Source organism: Variovorax sp. FW305-3-2-15-B-LB1, assembly GCF_058787635.1.
Map to the genome: position 1 here is coordinate 20,238 of NZ_JBYSZY010000063.1, position 15,889 is coordinate 36,126.

The window sequence follows — 15,889 nt, forward strand, 5'->3', positions numbered from 1 at the left end:
ATCAGGGGAGGTCCTTGTTAGGTTCCGGCTCGTTGGCGTTGCGCGGGCCCACGCGGCCCAGGCGCTCCTTCAGCGACTGCGGCTTGCCGCTGATGATGGCGGCGTAGTTGGTGGTGTTGGCCAGCACCTTCTTCACGTAGTCGCGCGTCTCGTTGAAGGGCACGTTCTCGGCCCAGATGGCCGCGTCGATCACCGGGCCGTTGCGCCAGTTGCGCGGCCGGCCGGGGCCGGCGTTGTAGGCCGCGGCGGCCAGCGCCATCGAACCGTCGAAGTCGTCGAGTGCGAGCTTCAGGTAGTTGGTGCCGATGGTGATGTTGGTCTCGCGGTCGTTGATCTGGCCGGGCGTGAAGTCGGTCAGGCCGATCTTGCGGGCGGTCCAGCGCGCCGTGGCGGGCATGACCTGCATCAGGCCCGAGGCACCGACGCCCGAGCGCGCGTCCATGATGAAGCGGCTTTCCTGGCGGATCAGGCCGTAGACGTAGGCCGGGTCCAGGCCGATGTCCTGGCTCTTGCGCAGCACCGTGTCGTGAAAGGGCATGGGAAAGCGCTGCTCGACGTCGATCACGCCCTTGGTGCGCTCGCTGGTGTTGATGCAGCGGTCCCACACCTCGCGCTGGCAGGCCAGGTCGGCGGCGGCCAGCAGGGCGCGGTCGTCCATGCCGCCCTTGTCGTGCAGGTTGGTGGCGTAGTTCCACTCGCGCGTGCCTTCGGAACGCAGGCCCATGCCGATGGCCTGCAGGCCGCGCTGCAGGCCCGGGTTGGTGCGCGCGGCGTTCTTTTCCTCGGGCGTGAGCGGCGCGGGCCGCGTGGCGGCCACGACGCGCTGGCCGAGTTCTTCGAGCGCCAGCATTTCATAGAAGCCGCGCGTGCCGGCGATGCTGGTGTACAGCTCGCGGGCCTGGGCGCGGCGCTCGTCGCCGCCGGCGCTGCTCAGCGCACGGGCCTTCCAGTAGACCCAGGTGGGGTCCTGCTGGGCGGCGTCGCTCATGGCGTTGATGGCGGGTGCGACGTCCTTCCACTGGCTGGCGCGCAGTGCGGCGCGCGCGCGCCAGCCGAGCATGTCGTCGGACAGGTCGCTGTTCTTCGTGACGTTGCCGAAATAGCTCACGGCCATCGGCGAGAGCTTGTTCGCGGCCGCGCGGCCGATGGTGCCCCAGACCCAGTTGCGCTCTTCGGCGGAGAGCATCGGGCCCCACTTGCCGTCGAGCTGCGCGGCGCCCTGGTCGGGGTCGGCCACCGCGATCTTGATGAGCGCGAGCACCACCAGTTCCTTGCGCGACTTGGCGGCCACGAAGGCCCGGCCCGTGAGGAACTTGGCGGCGCTGGCGTTGACCTCTTCGAACAGCGGCAGCGCGTCGGGCGCGGCGATGGTGACCGCGCCGCGCGCGGCCGCGGGCCGGTTGGCCTCGATGGCCAGGCGCGCCTTCTTCCAGGCGTCGTTGGTCGTCATCAGACGGGCCGCCACCATGCGGTCGGCGGCGGTGAGGCAGCCGTCGTCGCTGTCCTTCTGCGCGAACCAGTTGCGGCGCACCTCGTCGGCCTGCGCCTGCGTGGCCGTGCCGGTGCGCAGCGTGTCGACCAGCACCGCGTAGCAGCGCACCTGGGCGTCGTCGCCCATGCGGAAGCCGGCGATGTTGGCGGCAAAGCCGTCCCAGTCGCGGCGCTGGCCGAGCAGCAGCAGCCAGTCGTTGCGCAGGCGGTCTTCCTGGTAGGTGTTGGGGTAGCGCGCGTAGAAGTCCTGCACCTCGTTGGGCGCGGCCTCCTGCAGGCGGGCCTTGAGCTCCCAGTAGGCGGCCCAGGGTTCGAGAGCGTGGCCACGCGCTTGGGGCAGCAAGGCCGTGAGACGGGCCTTGTCGCCGCGCTGGAAGGCCTGCTTCATCTGGACCAGCACGTCGTCGTTGGTGTTGTTCTGCGCGGCGGCGGGCTGTTGCGACAGCAGCGCGGCGAGTGCGAGAACGGCGGAAAAAACCAGGGCGGGCGCGCCGCGACGCTGACGAGCGCGCGCGGATGCCAAAATGCTTGGGAACTGCATCGGGGGATTATGGACAAGTCAAAGGATGCCGACACCTCGGCCACGGCGAGTTTTCTGAAGGGTCAACTGCGAAAGGCACTCATCGAGCAACGCCTGGCGCTGCCCGACCGCCTCGCGCGGGCCGACCTGTTGCAGCGGGTGATGCGGATCTGGCTGGTCGGCCGGCCCGACACCGTGATCGGCGCCTACTGGCCGATCAAGGGCGAGTTCGACCCGCTGCCCGCACTGCATCGCTGGAAGGAAGACGGCGAACTCATGGAAGAAACGCAGCGCCGCCGCATCGGACTGCCGGTGATCGACAAAGTTCACAAGACGCTCACCTTCCATGCCTGGTACCCGGGCTGCCAGATGGAAGAAGACGCCTACGGCATTCCCAAGCCCAAGGACACCGAGCTGATCGTGCCGACCCTGCTGTTCGTGCCCTGCGTGGGCTACAGCGCCGGCGGCTACCGGCTGGGCTATGGCGGCGGCTTCTACGACCGCACGCTGGCGGCGCTGGAGCCCCGGCCGTTCACGGTGGGGCTGGGCTTCACGAATGGTTTCCTGGAAGACTTCGAGCCCGAGGCGCACGACCTGCCCCTGGACGCGATCCTCAACGACAACGGCGTCGTCTGGCCGACCTCCTGAGCCGGCTCAGTCGAGGTTGTCCACCGTGTCGGGGTCGGGCACCTCGCCGATGGTCTGGCGCGTGGTCACGGCCTGCGCCTCCAGCCAGTCGGAAAAGGCCTTGATCTCGGGCCGCAGCGCATTGCGCGGCCCCGAGATGAGCCAGTAGGCCATCGGTGAATCCAGCCGGTGCTGCGGCAGCACCTCGATCAGGTCGCCGTTGGCCAGGCTTTCGGCAATGAGCGAACTGCGCGCCAGCACCAGGCCCTGGCCCGTGAGCGCGGCCTGCACCATCTGGTAGGCATAGTTGAAATAGAGCCAGCGCTTGGGCTGCGCGCGCTCCAGCCCGTTCACTTCGAACCAGCGCCGCCACGTGAGCCATTCCAGGTGCGTGCGGTGCGCGTCGCCGGCCTCGATGAGCGTGAAGCGGGCGATGTCGGCCGGCGTCTTGATCGGCGGGTTGCTCTTGATGAGCCACGGGCTCGCCACCGGCGTCAGCGTTTCGCCGAACAGCCGCACGGCGCCGGGCGGCATGCCTTCGGGCGGGCCGTAGCGCAGCGCGATGTCCACGTCGGCCACGTCGAGGTCGACCGCGATGTCGCTGGCGTCGATGCGGATGTCGATCTCGGGGTTGTCGCGCTGGAAGGCTTCCAGCCGCGGAATCAGCCACATCGAGGCAAACGAGGCGAAAGTGGTGAGCGCCACGCTCTTGCGCCCGGCGCTCTGGCGGATCTGCCGCACCGCCATGTCGATGCGCGGCAGCGCCTGCTGCACCGACAGCAGCAGCTGCGCCCCGGCGCTGGTCAGCTCGACCGCGCGCGTGTGGCGCAGGAACAGCGACACGCCCACTTCCTCTTCGAGCGACTGGATCTGCCGGCTCACGGCCGACTGGGTGAGCGCCATTTCCTCGGCCGCGGCGCGGAAATTGAGGTGCCGCGCGACCGCCTCGAAGGCCCGCAGGTGCCCCGCGGAGATGGGCCGGGAGCGCAGGTGGGTTTGCGAATGTTGCATGGGTATGACTTTGGTGTGCGTTCCCGGCGGCCAGTTGATTGATGCGGGAATCGCATCAGTAGGCTACCTCGTTTTCATTGGACCTCCAAGGCCGCAAAAACGATCATTCATTCCCGAACTGCGCCAACCTCTCTGTCTGTCAAAGGCGCTTCGGATCAGCCAAGGAGTCCTCATCATGTCCACCGCCGTCTGCACCAACGAATCGCTCGCTTCCCTGTCCCGTTCCACCCGCACCGCGGCCATTCCGCCGGCCGTGCGCCGTGGCGCCTGGCAGATTGCGCCCGGCGAGGCGATGAGCCTGAAGGCGCGGTCGGCGAGCGTGCTGCGCGTCAAGCAGGGCCGCGTGTGGGTCACGCCCGACGCCACCGCCCATGGCCCCAGCGAAGACATCGTGCTGGCCCCGGGCGAGTCGCTCACCGTGGCCGCCGGCCAGCGCATCGTCATGGAAGCCTGGGATGGCTACGGTGCCACCTACGTGTGGGACCCGGTCTGACCGACCGCCTGCACTCCCGGCTCTTCTGAACAAAGGCGGCTTCGGCCGCCTTTTTCTTTGCCCGTCGTTTTCAGTTTTCCGTCAGTCAGCCGGTCAGGTGCTGATGTCGAAGCTGGCGCGCAGCGCCAGGAAGTGCGCCAGCGCCGCCTCGCCGCGCAGGGCCCGCAGGCCGGAGACCGGGTCGGGCCCTTCGCATTCGGCCAGGCCCATCGCAAACCCGCTGTAGCGCCGGGCGGCCAGCGGGCCGTCGTGGACCACCACGAGCGCCACGTGGCGCGGATCGCGCTGCAGCCGCGCCATCAGCGCCTGCACCGCCTCGCGCGGCCCCTCGAAATGCTGGCAGAAACACTGGCCGTCGAACACCAGCAGGCCGGAGATGCCGTCCTCGGCGTTGCGCGCGCGGGCCTGGGTGACGATTGCGCCCACGGTGGCGGGCGGCAGGTCGGGGGCGAGCAGGCTGCAATAGAGGAATTCGTGCAGCAGTTCTGCGGGTGCTTGTTCTTGTGTCATGCGGTGCGAAAGGGAAAGTCGCTTCGAGTCTAGGGGGCCATCCTGCACCCCGAAATGTCAAAAGACATAGCCCCGCCAGCCTATAGTGCGGCGTGAAGCTCGAGGACTATCCCGTTGCCGCCTCCCCGCCGCAGGGTGCGAACCCCTGCGAACACTGCGCGCTGCGGCGCCTGGAGGCCTTCCTGCCGGTGACGGCGCAGCAGCTGGAGGCGATCCAGTCCTTTCGCACCGGCACCCGGCGCGTCGAGGCGGGCGGCACCATCGTCGACGAGCACCGCGCCAGCCCGCAGCTGTTCACGCTCTACGCGGGCTGGGCCTTCCGCTACAAGACCTTGAGCGACGGCCGGCGGCAGATCCTGGGTTTCCTGCTGCCCGGCGACTTCATCGGCCTGCAGGACGAGTTTGCCGACGGCCAGACCCACGGCGTCGAGGCCGTGACCGACGCCACGCTGTGCGCCTTCGCGCGCGAGCGGCTGTGGGCGCTGTTCCAGACCCAGCCCCGGCTCGGCTACGACATCACCTGGCTGGCCGCGCGCGAGGAAAAGCTGGTGGACGACCACCTCGTCACGGCCGGGCGCCGCAACGCCGGCGAGCGCGTGGCCATGCTGCTCATGCACCTGTACCGCCGCGCCCAGCGCGTGGGCATGGTGCGCGACGGCTGGGTGGAGTTCCCGTTCAACCAGCAGCACATCGCCGACGCGCTGGGGCTGTCGCTGGTGCACACCAACAAGACGATGCGGCGGCTGCAGCGCCTGGGCCTGTACAAGCTCGACGGCGGCTGGCTGCGCATCCTGGAGCCGCATGCGCTCGAAACGCTGGGCGACTACTTCGAGCGCCCGCTGCGGCCGGTGCCGATGATCTGAAGCCGCCGCCTCAGCGCGCCGCCACCAGCTGCCGCAGGTCGCCCTGGTAGGCCTGCAGCCGCCGCACCGCCTGCTCGCGCTGCGTGGCGCTGGTGGTGTTGTGCAGCGCCGCCAGGTTGCGGCAGCCTTCCTGCAGCAGCGCCTGCTGCTGGTCGCGCCAGGGGCCGGGCGGCGGATCGGCGATGCGCTGGATGTAGGCATGCAGCGCGGCGCGGGCCTCGGTCGGCGAGGCGCGCGGGCCGCCGTTGCCGCCCAGGAAGCCGCGCAGCAGCACCAGCGCCTCCTGCTGGCGCTGGCGCCGCTCCTCGTACGCCAGCTTCGGGCTGAACACCGACTGCGCCACCTGCTGGCGCAGCAGCGCGCGCTGCTCGGTCGTCAGGCGGCCGTAGAAGTCTTCCTGGCGCTCGAGGAACTGGTCGTAGCGTTTTTCCTGCACCTGCGCGGGGCTGCGGTCGAGCCAGTCCTTGCGGTAGTCGGTGTTGTTCTTCGCGTACTTGCGTTCGAGCTGCTGCAACTGCGCGTCGCTCAGGCTCAGCGCGAGTTCGGCGCTGGCGGCCTCGGCGCGCTCGGTGACGGCGAGCAGGCGCTCGCGGACGCGGTCGGCCAGCTGGCAGGCCTGGGCCGGCGTCACCTCGGCGCTCGCCAGGCCCTGGGCCTCCTGCAGCAGGCCGATGATGCGCGGCAGCTCGTTCTGGCGGTGCCAGGCCAGCAGTTGGGCGAGCTCGTCGCGCACCTTGGGTGTCTGGGCGCCGTCGAAGTCGAAGTAACCGTCGAGCCACCAGTAGCTCAGCTCGGGCAGGTTGTTGTAGGCGAGCTTGACCGCGCTGCAAGCCCCCAGGGCAGCGGCCAGCAGCAGCACACCGATAATTCGGGCCAGTCCAGCACAACGAATCCGGGAAGAAAAGCGCATGAATCAGACTCCGCAGCAGAGCAACCAGGGACCGGTCGACGTCGTCATCATGGCGGCCGGCAAGGGCACGCGCATGAAGAGCAAGCTGCCCAAAGTGTTGCATCGTTTGGCCGGCCGCGCCTTGCTGGCCCACGTGACCGACACCGCCGCGCGCATCGGCGCGCGCCATGTCGTGGTCGTGACGGGCCACGGCGCCGAGCAGGTCGAGACCGCGATCAAGGCCACGGCCGTGAACGCCGCCGCCCTCGGTTTCGCGCGCCAGGAGCCCCAGCTGGGCACCGGCCATGCCGTGCAGCAGGCCACGCCGCAGCTGCCGGACGACGGCACCGTGGTGATCCTGTCGGGCGACGTGCCGCTCATCGCCGAGGACACGCTGCGCACCCTCATCGCTGCCAGCGGCGGCGAGCGGCTCGCGCTGCTGACCATCGAACTCGACGACCCCACGGGCTACGGCCGCATCATCCGCACCCGTGCCGGCGGCGAGGTGACGGCCATCGTCGAGCACAAGGACGCGACCGAGGCGCAGCGCGCCGTGCGCGAGATCAACAGCGGCGTGATGGCCGCGCCCGCGCGGCTGCTCAAGGGCTGGCTGGCGCGGCTGGACAACAAGAACGTCCAGGGCGAGTACTACCTGACCGACATCGTGAAGTTCGCGGCCGACGACCGCGTGCCGGTGGTGGCGCATGTCACGACCGACGCGCTGCAGGTGGCGGGCATTAACAGCCCGGCCCAGCTCGCGGCCCTGGAACGCGCCTGGCAGCTGCGCCAGGCCAACGCGCTGATGGAACAGGGCGTGCGCCTGGCCGACCCGGCGCGCTTCGACCTGCGCGGCACGCTGAGCTGCGGCGCCGACGTCGACATCGACGTCAACTGCGTGTTCGAAGGCACGGTGTCGCTGGGCGAAGGCGTGCGCATCGGCGCGAACTGCGTCATTGCCAATGTGCGCATCGAGGCGGGCGCGGTGATCCACCCCTTCACCCACATCGACGGCGAGAAGGCCGGCGTGACGGTGGGCGCGGGCGCGCTGGTCGGGCCGTTTGCGCGGCTGCGGCCCGGTGCCCAGCTGGGCGCCGAGGTGCACATCGGCAACTTCGTCGAGGTCAAGAACTCCACGCTGGCGGCGGGCGCCAAGGCCAACCACCTGGCCTACCTGGGCGACGCCACGGTGGGCGAGCGCGTGAACTACGGCGCGGGCAGCATCACGGCCAACTACGACGGCGCCAACAAGCACCGCACCGTGATCGAGGCCGACGTGCACGTGGGCAGCAACTGCGTGCTCGTGGCGCCCGTGACCATCGGCGCGGGCGGCACCATCGGCGGCGGCTCGACGGTGAACAAGTCGACCGAGCCGGGCGCGCTGACCGTGGCGCGGGGCAAGCAGGTCAGCTTCGCGAACTGGAAGCGGCCGCAGAAGTTGCCGAAGAACTGACGGCGGCCTTGGTTCGGGGCAGGCGCCCTGCCCCGGACCTCACCCCCCCGTCAGCAGGCGCACGAAGCGCATCACCGGCCGCGCCGCCACCGGCGCCGTGGCCCGGGCCGCGCGCTGGGGCGCATGCACCCGCAGGTGCACCGCCGTCACCGCCGACACCTCGATCCACCCGCCCTGCGGCACGCAGTGCACGTCGCCCTCGCCGAGCAGCGTCTCGGTCATGAACACCGTCTCGCCCAGCCAGCCCGGCGGCGACACCACGCGGGCGCGGCCCTCGGCCAGCTGAAGCCAGGCGCCCGCATCGACGGCGGTGCGGAGGCTCTGGCCGGGTTCGAGGACGATGGAATCGGGGGCTTCGGACAGGGTGGTGATCATGGCGGACCTCGGGTGGATGTGGGCTTCATCGTAGGAATTCCGTCGCCTGAAAAACAGGCACACCCGGTGGCTATTGCGACCGGAACAGCCGGGCCGCCACGCCATCTGTTATGGTCTTTTTCCCAGTCAACTGCATCTGTTTTCGGATGCCCGATGCGGGGAACATCGACCCATGGACTCGCTACCGCTCTACCGCCAGCTCGCGGCGCACTACGTGGACGCGATCCACGCCGGTTCGCTCAAGGCCGGCGACAAGCTCCCCTCGCTGCGCAGCCTGATGCGGCTGCACGACATCAGCCTCTCGACCGCGCTGCAGGTGTGCCGCGCCATGGAAAGCGAAGGCTGGGTCGAGGCGCGCGACCGCTCGGGCTACTTCGTGCGCCGCCCGCAGCGGCTGGCCATCGCGGCCATGGAAGAGCCCGTGTCCGGCCTGCCGCCCGACCCGGCGCAGTTCGTCAACATGCGCACGCGCATGGCCAACTTCATGGCGCGCGGGCGGCTCAACGACGTGAAGCTCAACTTCGCGATCTCGCGCGCCGCCCCCGAGCTCTACCCGGCCGAGGCGCTGCGCAACGCCATGACGCGCGCGCTGCGCCAGCGCCCCGAACTGCTGACCACGGCCTCGTCGCAAAAAGGCCATGAGCAGTTCCGCCAGGTCGTGGCCCAGCGCAACCTGCGCGTGGGCATGACGGTGGCGCCCGATGACGTGCTGGTCACCAACGGCTGCATCGAGGCGCTGAACCTCGCGCTGCGCGCCATCGCCAAGCCCGGCGACACCGTGGCGGTCGAATCGCCCACCTTCTACGGCCTGCTGCAGGTGCTCGAAAGCCTGGGCCTGCGCGGGCTGGAGATTCCGACCAGCCCGCAGACCGGCATCTCGCTGGAGGCGCTCGACCTGGCCATCCACACCTACGACGACATCAAGGCCGTGGTGGTGGTGCCGCACCTGCAGAACCCCATCGGCAGCGTGATGCCCGACGCCCACAAGCAGCGGCTGGTGCAGCTGTGCGAAAGCCACGGCATCGCGCTGGTCGAGGACGACACCTACAGCGACCTGGTGGAAACCGAGGTGCCGCCGCGCGCCATCAAGTCCTGGGACCGCACGGGCAACGTGGTGTATTGCGCCTCGCTGCACAAGGTGCTGGCGCCGGGCCTGCGGCTGGGCTGGATCACGGCCGGGCGCTGGCATGCGCAGGTCGAGATGCTCAAGTACGCGCAGACGCGCAACAACGAGGCGCTGGCGCAGATCGCCGCGGGCGAGATCATTGCCAGCGGCGGCTACGACCGCCACCTGCGCCGCCTGCGCGAACGCCTGCACACGCAGCGCGACCAGACGGCCGATGCCATCGCCCGCTACTTCCCGGCCGGCACGCGGCTCAACCTGCCGCGCGGCGGCTTCCAGCTGTGGGTGGAATTGCCCGATCGGCTGTCGTCGGTGGCGGTGTTCGAGGCGGCCCTGCGCGAGCACATGCTGGTGGCGCCGGGCGCGCAGTTCTCGAATGCCTCGCGCTTCGACCACTACCTGCGCATCAACTGCGGCTGGCCCTTCAGCGAAGCGGTCGATGCGGGGCTGCGGCGGCTCGGGCGGATCGTCGAGGAAGGCTGCGCCGCGCAGAAGAACCAGCCAGCCACACTGGTCCGGTCGCCGCGCGCTGCAACTCAGTCGAGCAGCGCCAGGGCCGCGTAGTCGCCCACCTTGTCGCCGAGACCGGCGGGCACCAGCAGCACGCCGCGCGTGAGCGGCGGCAGCTTGCCGTCGACCTGCGCCTGCAGCCGCGGCAGCACGAAGTCGCGGTGGTGCCAGAACACGCTGCCGCCCAGGCTGATGCGCTGCAGGTCGAGCGTGATGACGAGGTTGTAGAGCATGCGGCCGATCACACGGCACAGCGCGTCGGCCTTCTCGAGTGCCGCAGCGTCACCGGCCGCCGCGGCCGTGAACAGATCGGCCGCGGGCTGGCCGAAGCGGTGCGCGATCGAATTGCCACCGGCCAGCGCCTCCACGTCGCCCAGGTTGCCGCAGCCGCACAGCGCGCCGCTGTCGTCGTCGACCACGAAGCTGTGGCCCGCATGGCCGGCGTTGCCGTTCTTGCCGCGCAGTGCCTTGCCGTCGACGCACAGGCCCACGCCCACGCCGGTGCTCCAGGTGGCGTAGGCGCAGTTGTCGAGCCCCTTCAGCGCGCCCCAGTGGCGCTCGGCCTCGAGCGCGGCCACGGCGTCGTTCTCGACGCGCACGCGGGCGAAGCGGCGCGCCAGCGGCGCCTCGACGATGGCCGTCATCCAGTTGTTGGGCAGCCCGCGCGAGGGGCCGGCGATGCCGCCGCAGATGTTGGGCGTGGCCAGCTCGACCATGCCGTCGTGCAGCTCGAAGGGCCCGGTCGACGACACGCCCACGCGGTCGATGCTCGCCGGGTCGATGCCCTGCTCGGCGCACACATCGTCGATGAGCCGCAGGATCTGCACCGCCACGGCGTCGTTGTTGCCGGTCTTGGCGGTGGGCTCGCTGCGGCGGCCGATCAGCGGCGCGTCGCTCGAAGCGGAAAGGCTCACGGCGACCTTGGTGCCGCCGATGTCTACGCAGGCTCTCATTGCGGGGTTCTCTTCTTTCTCAGTCTTCGCCGCGCCGTGCTCAGAGCAGCCGCGCGACCAGCGCCGCGATCATGCTGAGCACCACCGTGCTCGCGATCGGCAGCTGCCAGTCGCGGCCGAAGGCGCGAAACTCGAAATCGCCGGGCAGCCGTCCGAAGCCGAAGCGGCGCAGCCAGGCGGTCAGGCCGCTCATGAGCACCAGCGCCAGGACGACGACGATCAGCCAGCGGAACATGCCGACAGTCTAGGCCGCGAGCACGGCCAGGGCTTGTCGGTGAAGTTCGGGTGTGGCTGCAGCGATCACGCGCTGGTCGGGGTTCAGCCCCAGCGGCCGGCCCTCCCAGTCGGTGACGACGCCGCCCGCGGCTTCGATCAGGCCCGCCGGGCCCAGGAAGTCGTAGGGCTGCAGCCCCGTCTCGACCACGAGGTCGATGGTGCCGCCCGCGAGCTGCGCGTAGCCGTAGCAGTCGCCGCCGAAACGGCGCATCGCGCACTGGCGGCTCAGGCGGTCGAAGGCGCTCCAGTCGGCCGGCGAGAAGATGTCGGGCGAGGTGGTGACGATGCGGGCCTTGGCGATCTCGGTGCAGCCGCTCACGCGCACGGGCTGGCCGTCGCGCGTGGCGCCCTTGCCTGCCTCGCCGATCCAGCGCTCTTTCAGCACTGGCATGTCGACCATGCCCAGCACCACGCGACCGCCCTGCAGCACGCCGATGAGCGTGCCCCACAGCGGCGAGCCGGTGATGAAGCTGCGCGTGCCGTCGATCGGGTCGAGCACCCAGATGCGGTCGGCGTCGAGGCGCTCGGGGCCGTGCTCTTCGCCGAAGATGCCGTCGGTGGGCACGCGCGTGCCGAGGATCTCGCGCATCGCTGTCTCGGCGGCGCGGTCGGCCAGCGTGACCGGGCTTTCGTCGGCCTTGGTGATGATGTCCAGCGGCGTGCGGAAGTAGCGCATCGACTGGGCGGCGGCGGCATCGGCCAGCGCACCGGCGATCGCGGAAAGGTCGGGGACGGAAGAGCTCATGGGGAGGAGAACGCGTGCCAAAAGCTGCGATTAGACCCGAGCCCGCAGCCCTTGCGCCATCGCCGGGGCATTCGTCCGCCCGGCCCCTTCCCCTGCGGGCTAGCGCTGCTGGCCCCAGCGCCGCACGGTGAGCCGCTCCAGTGTGCGAAAGCCCAGGCTTTCCACCAGCAGGCCGATCAGCACCACCAGCGCGAGGCCGGCGAACACGCGGTCCGTGTACAGCTCGTTGCGGTTCTGGAAGATGTACCAGCCCAGCCCGCCCTTGCCCGACGAGGCGCCGAACACCAGCTCGGCCGCGATCAGCGTGCGCCACGCAAAGGCCCAGCCGATCTTCAGCCCCGACAAAATCGACGGCAGCGCGGCCGGTACCAGGATCTGCAGCACGTAGCGCAGCCCCTTCAGCCCGTAGTTGCGCCCCGCCATGCGCAGCGTCTCGGGCACGCCCTGGAAGCCCGCGTACGTGTTGAGCGCCAGCGGCCACAGCACCGAATGGATCAGCACGAACACCAGGCTGCCCCGGCCCAGCCCGAACCACAGCAGCGCCAGCGGCAGCAGCGCGATCGCGGGCAACGGGTTGAACATCGAGGTCAGCGTGTCCAGCAGGTCGCGCCCGATGCGCGTGGACACCGCCAGCGTGGTGAGCCCGAAGGCCAGCAGCACGCCCGCGAGGTAGCCCTGCAGCAGCACGGCCAGCGAGATGCGCACCTTCTCGACCAGCTCGCCGCTGGCCAGCCCCTCGGCCAGCGCGCGGGCGGTGGCGGTGAAGGTGGGCAGCAGCAGGTCGTTGTCTTGCCAGCGCGCCGCCAGCTCCCACAGCACGGCGATGACGGCGAGGATCAGCCCCTTGCGCAGCCAGGTGTGCGAGGTGAGGCGCGTGGCCAGCGGCAGCGCGCGCTCCACCGGCAGTTCGGTGAAGGGTTCGAGCGTGCGTTCGTATTCAGGGCGGATGGGTGGCGTCAGGGTGCTCATGGGGTGCCCTGCTCTTCCTCGAAGAGCATGTCGTGGATGCGCCGCGCAGTCGCCTGGAAATCCGCACCGCCCAGGCTGTCCAGCGAGTAACCGTGGCTGTTGAGTTCGGCGCGCATGCGCCCCGGGTGCGGCGACAGCAGCGCCACGCGGTTACCGACCACCAACGCCTCTTCGATAGAGTGCGTGACGAACAGCAGCGTGAAGCGCACCTCGTCCCACAGCTCGAGCAGCTCCTGCTGCATGCGGCGGCGCGTGAGTGCGTCGAGCGCGGCAAAGGGCTCGTCCATCAGCAGCACGCGCGGCTGCATCGCCAGCGCCCGCGCGATCGCCACGCGCTGCTTCATGCCGCCCGAGAGCTGGTGCGGGTGCACGTCGGCGAACTTCGAGAGGCCCACCTTGTTGAGGTAGTGCAGCGCGCGCTCGGCCGCCTCCTTGCGCCCCAGCGTGCGCGAGGCGAGCAGCGGGAACATCACGTTCTGCTTCACCGTCTTCCACGGTGGCAGCTGGTCGAACTCCTGGAACACGACGATGCGGTCGGGCCCCGGCTGCGACACGCGCCGGCCGTCGAGGCGGATCTCGCCCTCGACCGGCGGAATGAACCCGGCCACGGCCTTGAGCAGCGTCGACTTGCCGCAGCCCGAGGGCCCGAGCAGCACGAAGCGGTCGGCGGCATGCACGTCGAAGCTCACGCGGTGCGTGGCGCGCACCACGCGCTCGGGCGTGCGGTACTCGAGGCTGACGCCCTCGACCTGCAGCAGCGCCTCGTGCACGTACGGCGGTGCCGCGTCGCCCGTGGCCACCACGCCGCGCCGTCGGGCCGACCGCTGCGGCGCCGCCGTGCCGCCAAGGAAGGCCGCGGCGGGCGGCCCTGCCAGGCGCTCGAGCCGGGACAGCATCGCGTCAGTTCCCCGAGGCCGTGTGCGCGTCGTCGAAGAAATAGTCCTTCACCGACGCCGGCTTGTTCTTGATCGCGCCCACGCGGTGCATGAACTCCGCGAACACGTAGGTGTTCTGCGGCGCGGTCTTGAACTGCACCTCGGGGTTCTTGATGATCTTGAGCAGCAGCTCGCGGTCGAGCTTGGCGTTGCTCACCTTCAGGTAGATGTCGGCCGCCTTCTCGGGGTTGGTCGTGACGAACTTCGCCGCCTCGTCGAGCGCATCGACGAACGCCTTGTAGGTCTTGGGGTTCTCGTTGCGGAATTTCTCGGTGGCGTACAGCACCGTGGCCGACGACGGTCCGCCCAGCACCTGGTACGAGTTCAGCACGATGCGCGCGTTCGGGTTGCCCGCGAGTTCCTGCTCCTGGAACGGCGGATTGCCGAAGTGCCCCGTGATCTCCGTGCCGCCCTTGATGATCGCCGCCGCCGCGTCGGGGTGCGGCAGCGCCACGCTGATCTTGTCGAGCCGGTTGAATTCCTTGTCGCCCCACAGCTTGGCCGACGCGATCTGCAGCACCCGCGACTGCACCGACACGCCCACCGCGGGCAGCGCGATGCGGTCCTTGTCCGTGAAGTCGGCGATCGTCTTCACGTTCGGGTTGTTGCTCACCAGGTAGTACGGGAAGTTGCCCAGCGAGGCCACGCCCTTCACGTTCTGCTTGCCCTTGGTGCGGTCCCACAGCGTGAGCAGCGGCCCCACGCCGGCGCCCGCGATCTCGATGCTGCCCGACAGCAGCGCGTCGTTCACCGCCGAGCCGCCCGAGAGCTTGACCCACTCCACCTTCGCATCGACCCCCGCGGCCTTCGCGTGCTTCTCGATCAGCTTCTGTTCCTGCGCCACGTTGAGCAGCAGGTAGACGATGCCGAACTGCTCGGCGATGCGGATCTGCCCTTCGGCGTGCGCGGCCAGGCTGCCAGCGAGAAGGCCGAGGCCGGTGACGAGCGCGGCGGCGCGGCGGGTGAAGCGGTTCATTGGAAAGTCCGGAAGAGAAGGAGAAAAGAAGAAATCAGAACGGCGTGTCGCCCACGATGGTGGTGCGGTTGAGCCGGCGGCGCAGGTGGTCGGGCGTGCCTGCCGCGAGGTGCATCAGCGAACGGTTGTCCCAGAACACCAGGTCGTGCGGTGCCCACGTGTGGCGGTACACGAACTCGGGCTTCACGCTGTGCGCGAACAGCTCGGCCAGCAGTGCATCGCTCTCGCCTTGCGGCAGGCCGACGATGCGCGTCGTGAAGTGCTCGCTGACGAACAGCGCCTTGCGCCCCGTCTCCGGGTGCGTGCGCACCACGGGTTGCACGGCGGGTGCGACCTGATCGATCTGCGCTTGAGACAACTTGGGTCGCCACGGATTCTTCGCACGCAGCTCCTCGTATTTCGCGAGGTAGCTGTGCTCCGCCTTCAGCGGCAGGATGCGCTGTTGCAGCTCGGCAGGCAGCGCCTCCCATGCCAGGTGCTGGTCGGCGAACAGCGTGTCGCCGCCTTCGCTCGGCAGCTCCTGCGCGTGCAGCAGCGAACCCAGGCTGGGATGGGGCTTGTACGAAATGTCGGAGTGCCAGTACACCCCCGCGTCGCCAAGACCGATCGGCTCGCCGTTCTCCTTGATGTTCGAAACGATCAGGATCTCGGGGTGGTTCTTCAGCTGGAACTGGTGCAGCACGTGGATCTCGAGCGGCCCGAAGCGGCGGCTGAAGTCGATGTGCTGTGCGGGCGTGATGCGCTGGTCGCGAAAGACCAGCACGTGGTGGTCCAGGTGCGCGCGGTGGATGCGTTGGAAGTCGGCGGCGTTGATCGGCTCAGCGATGTCGAGCCCGACGATCTCCGCACCGACAGGCGCATCGAAAGGCCGCACCTCGAAGTGCTGCGCGGGCGCCTCTGCGGCGGGGGTAGCGCGGGAAAGAACGGCAGTCATGCCGCGAATGTAGAAGCGCGCCCTCCATTCCCCAACGAAGTCTTTGTTGCTTGCTTATGACCAACTCTTCCCGTTGAAAGCACAAGCACAAGGCGCCCAAAGCGCGCAGCGCCTTTGGCGCCGTGGTGGCCGAGCGCAGCGACGGCCCGCCCGGCATCCAAGCCCCTCTGGCTGCGCCGAGGAGCGCAGCGTTTCGCGGATCAGGGCTCGCCCTTGTTTGAGCGAAGCGAGTTTGGGCG

General features: G+C 69.6%; 17 protein-coding genes. 5 read left to right on the top strand and 12 right to left on the bottom strand.

Features of this window, described 5'->3' with window-relative positions:
• Position 1: 1 nt before the first annotated feature.
• Entirely contained in the window at positions 2–2,032 is a 2,031-nt protein-coding gene (locus AC3WQR_RS27120; protein WP_492744905.1) for a lytic transglycosylase domain-containing protein, read from the bottom strand.
• Between the two features lie 9 nt (positions 2,033–2,041).
• Here AC3WQR_RS27120 and AC3WQR_RS27125 point away from each other — a divergent pair, with 9 nt between their 5' ends.
• A complete protein-coding gene (locus tag AC3WQR_RS27125; RefSeq protein WP_095743648.1) occupies positions 2,042–2,659 on the top strand; it encodes a 5-formyltetrahydrofolate cyclo-ligase in 618 nt (205 codons plus the stop codon).
• Between the two features lie 6 nt (positions 2,660–2,665).
• On the opposite strand, the gene AC3WQR_RS27130 is transcribed toward AC3WQR_RS27125, so the two are convergent.
• Positions 2,666–3,649, bottom strand: coding sequence for a LysR substrate-binding domain-containing protein (locus tag AC3WQR_RS27130; protein ID WP_062477933.1), 984 nt, complete (start codon positions 3,647–3,649; stop codon positions 2,666–2,668).
• Positions 3,650–3,824: 175 nt separating this feature from the next.
• Between AC3WQR_RS27130 and AC3WQR_RS27135 the strand changes: the two genes are divergently transcribed.
• Positions 3,825–4,142 (top strand): DUF2917 domain-containing protein, encoded by a 318-nt coding sequence (locus AC3WQR_RS27135; protein ID WP_062477930.1) that lies wholly within the window; start codon positions 3,825–3,827, stop codon positions 4,140–4,142.
• A gap of 93 nt (positions 4,143–4,235) precedes the next feature.
• Here AC3WQR_RS27135 and AC3WQR_RS27140 read toward each other — a convergent pair whose 3' ends face one another.
• Positions 4,236–4,652 (bottom strand): BLUF domain-containing protein, encoded by a 417-nt coding sequence (locus tag AC3WQR_RS27140; protein WP_492744906.1) that lies wholly within the window; start codon positions 4,650–4,652, stop codon positions 4,236–4,238.
• Positions 4,653–4,744: 92 nt separating this feature from the next.
• Between AC3WQR_RS27140 and AC3WQR_RS27145 the strand changes: the two genes are divergently transcribed.
• The gene (locus AC3WQR_RS27145) at positions 4,745–5,515 is read left to right on the top strand and encodes a Crp/Fnr family transcriptional regulator (protein ID WP_447741185.1); all 771 of its coding nucleotides are present in this window, start codon (positions 4,745–4,747) and stop codon (positions 5,513–5,515) included.
• Between the two features lie 10 nt (positions 5,516–5,525).
• Here the strand turns inward: AC3WQR_RS27145 and AC3WQR_RS27150 are convergent, their stop codons facing one another.
• Positions 5,526–6,374 (bottom strand): DUF6279 family lipoprotein, encoded by an 849-nt coding sequence (locus AC3WQR_RS27150; RefSeq protein ID WP_492744909.1) that lies wholly within the window; start codon positions 6,372–6,374, stop codon positions 5,526–5,528.
• Positions 6,375–6,423: 49 nt separating this feature from the next.
• On the opposite strand from AC3WQR_RS27150, the gene glmU reads away from it, so the two are divergent.
• Entirely contained in the window at positions 6,424–7,854 is a 1,431-nt protein-coding gene (glmU, locus tag AC3WQR_RS27155) for a bifunctional UDP-N-acetylglucosamine diphosphorylase/glucosamine-1-phosphate N-acetyltransferase GlmU (protein ID WP_492744911.1), read from the top strand.
• A gap of 39 nt (positions 7,855–7,893) precedes the next feature.
• On the opposite strand, the gene AC3WQR_RS27160 is transcribed toward glmU, so the two are convergent.
• The gene (locus AC3WQR_RS27160) at positions 7,894–8,229 is read right to left on the bottom strand and encodes a hypothetical protein (protein WP_492744913.1); all 336 of its coding nucleotides are present in this window, start codon (positions 8,227–8,229) and stop codon (positions 7,894–7,896) included.
• Positions 8,230–8,401: 172 nt separating this feature from the next.
• On the opposite strand from AC3WQR_RS27160, the gene AC3WQR_RS27165 reads away from it, so the two are divergent.
• A complete protein-coding gene (locus AC3WQR_RS27165; protein WP_492698016.1) occupies positions 8,402–9,916 on the top strand; it encodes an aminotransferase-like domain-containing protein in 1,515 nt (504 codons plus the stop codon).
• Here AC3WQR_RS27165 and AC3WQR_RS27170 read toward each other — a convergent pair.
• The 7 genes from AC3WQR_RS27170 to AC3WQR_RS27200 form a co-directional block, all read right to left on the bottom strand.
• Positions 9,889–10,815 (bottom strand): ROK family protein, encoded by a 927-nt coding sequence (locus AC3WQR_RS27170; protein WP_492744915.1) that lies wholly within the window; start codon positions 10,813–10,815, stop codon positions 9,889–9,891. The two genes, AC3WQR_RS27165 and AC3WQR_RS27170, sit on opposite strands and share 28 nt — an antisense overlap.
• A 40-nt stretch (positions 10,816–10,855) precedes the next feature.
• Positions 10,856–11,050 carry a DUF2905 domain-containing protein gene (locus AC3WQR_RS27175; RefSeq protein ID WP_056575522.1) on the bottom strand — a complete coding sequence of 65 codons (195 nt, stop codon included), beginning with the start codon at positions 11,048–11,050 and terminating at the stop codon, positions 10,856–10,858.
• A 9-nt stretch (positions 11,051–11,059) separates the two neighbouring features.
• A complete protein-coding gene (gene hisN, locus AC3WQR_RS27180) occupies positions 11,060–11,836 on the bottom strand; it encodes a histidinol-phosphatase (protein WP_492744917.1) in 777 nt (258 codons plus the stop codon).
• A gap of 99 nt (positions 11,837–11,935) precedes the next feature.
• A complete protein-coding gene (locus AC3WQR_RS27185; protein WP_492698021.1) occupies positions 11,936–12,805 on the bottom strand; it encodes an ABC transporter permease in 870 nt (289 codons plus the stop codon).
• A complete protein-coding gene (locus AC3WQR_RS27190) occupies positions 12,802–13,701 on the bottom strand; it encodes an ABC transporter ATP-binding protein (protein WP_492744919.1) in 900 nt (299 codons plus the stop codon). The genes AC3WQR_RS27185 and AC3WQR_RS27190 overlap by 4 nt, the downstream gene beginning before the upstream one ends.
• A gap of 4 nt (positions 13,702–13,705) precedes the next feature.
• On the bottom strand, positions 13,706–14,716 hold the full coding sequence (locus AC3WQR_RS27195) for an ABC transporter substrate-binding protein (protein ID WP_492744921.1): 1,011 nt from the start codon (positions 14,714–14,716) through the stop codon (positions 13,706–13,708).
• 34 nt (positions 14,717–14,750) lie between these two features.
• Positions 14,751–15,650 (bottom strand): TauD/TfdA dioxygenase family protein, encoded by a 900-nt coding sequence (locus AC3WQR_RS27200; protein WP_492744923.1) that lies wholly within the window; start codon positions 15,648–15,650, stop codon positions 14,751–14,753.
• Positions 15,651–15,889 lie beyond the last annotated feature (239 nt).

Bases quoted from the DNA above. Each gene is read 5' to 3' on its own strand.
- AC3WQR_RS27120 (WP_492744905.1), bottom strand. From the start codon at position 2,032: ATGCAGTTCCCAAGCATTTTGGCATCCGCGCGCGCTCGTCAGCGTCGC.
- AC3WQR_RS27125 (WP_095743648.1), top strand. From the start codon at position 2,042: ATGGACAAGTCAAAGGATGCCGACACCTCGGCCACGGCGAGTTTTCTG.
- AC3WQR_RS27130 (WP_062477933.1), bottom strand. From the start codon at position 3,649: ATGCAACATTCGCAAACCCACCTGCGCTCCCGGCCCATCTCCGCGGGG.
- AC3WQR_RS27135 (WP_062477930.1), top strand. From the start codon at position 3,825: ATGTCCACCGCCGTCTGCACCAACGAATCGCTCGCTTCCCTGTCCCGT.
- AC3WQR_RS27140 (WP_492744906.1), bottom strand. From the start codon at position 4,652: ATGACACAAGAACAAGCACCCGCAGAACTGCTGCACGAATTCCTCTAT.
- glmU (WP_492744911.1), top strand. From the start codon at position 6,424: ATGAATCAGACTCCGCAGCAGAGCAACCAGGGACCGGTCGACGTCGTC.
- AC3WQR_RS27160 (WP_492744913.1), bottom strand. From the start codon at position 8,229: ATGATCACCACCCTGTCCGAAGCCCCCGATTCCATCGTCCTCGAACCC.
- AC3WQR_RS27165 (WP_492698016.1), top strand. From the start codon at position 8,402: ATGGACTCGCTACCGCTCTACCGCCAGCTCGCGGCGCACTACGTGGAC.
- AC3WQR_RS27170 (WP_492744915.1), bottom strand. From the start codon at position 10,815: ATGAGAGCCTGCGTAGACATCGGCGGCACCAAGGTCGCCGTGAGCCTT.
- AC3WQR_RS27175 (WP_056575522.1), bottom strand. From the start codon at position 11,050: ATGTTCCGCTGGCTGATCGTCGTCGTCCTGGCGCTGGTGCTCATGAGC.
- hisN (WP_492744917.1), bottom strand. From the start codon at position 11,836: ATGAGCTCTTCCGTCCCCGACCTTTCCGCGATCGCCGGTGCGCTGGCC.
- AC3WQR_RS27185 (WP_492698021.1), bottom strand. From the start codon at position 12,805: ATGAGCACCCTGACGCCACCCATCCGCCCTGAATACGAACGCACGCTC.
- AC3WQR_RS27190 (WP_492744919.1), bottom strand. From the start codon at position 13,701: ATGCTGTCCCGGCTCGAGCGCCTGGCAGGGCCGCCCGCCGCGGCCTTC.
- AC3WQR_RS27195 (WP_492744921.1), bottom strand. From the start codon at position 14,716: ATGAACCGCTTCACCCGCCGCGCCGCCGCGCTCGTCACCGGCCTCGGC.
- AC3WQR_RS27200 (WP_492744923.1), bottom strand. From the start codon at position 15,650: ATGACTGCCGTTCTTTCCCGCGCTACCCCCGCCGCAGAGGCGCCCGCG.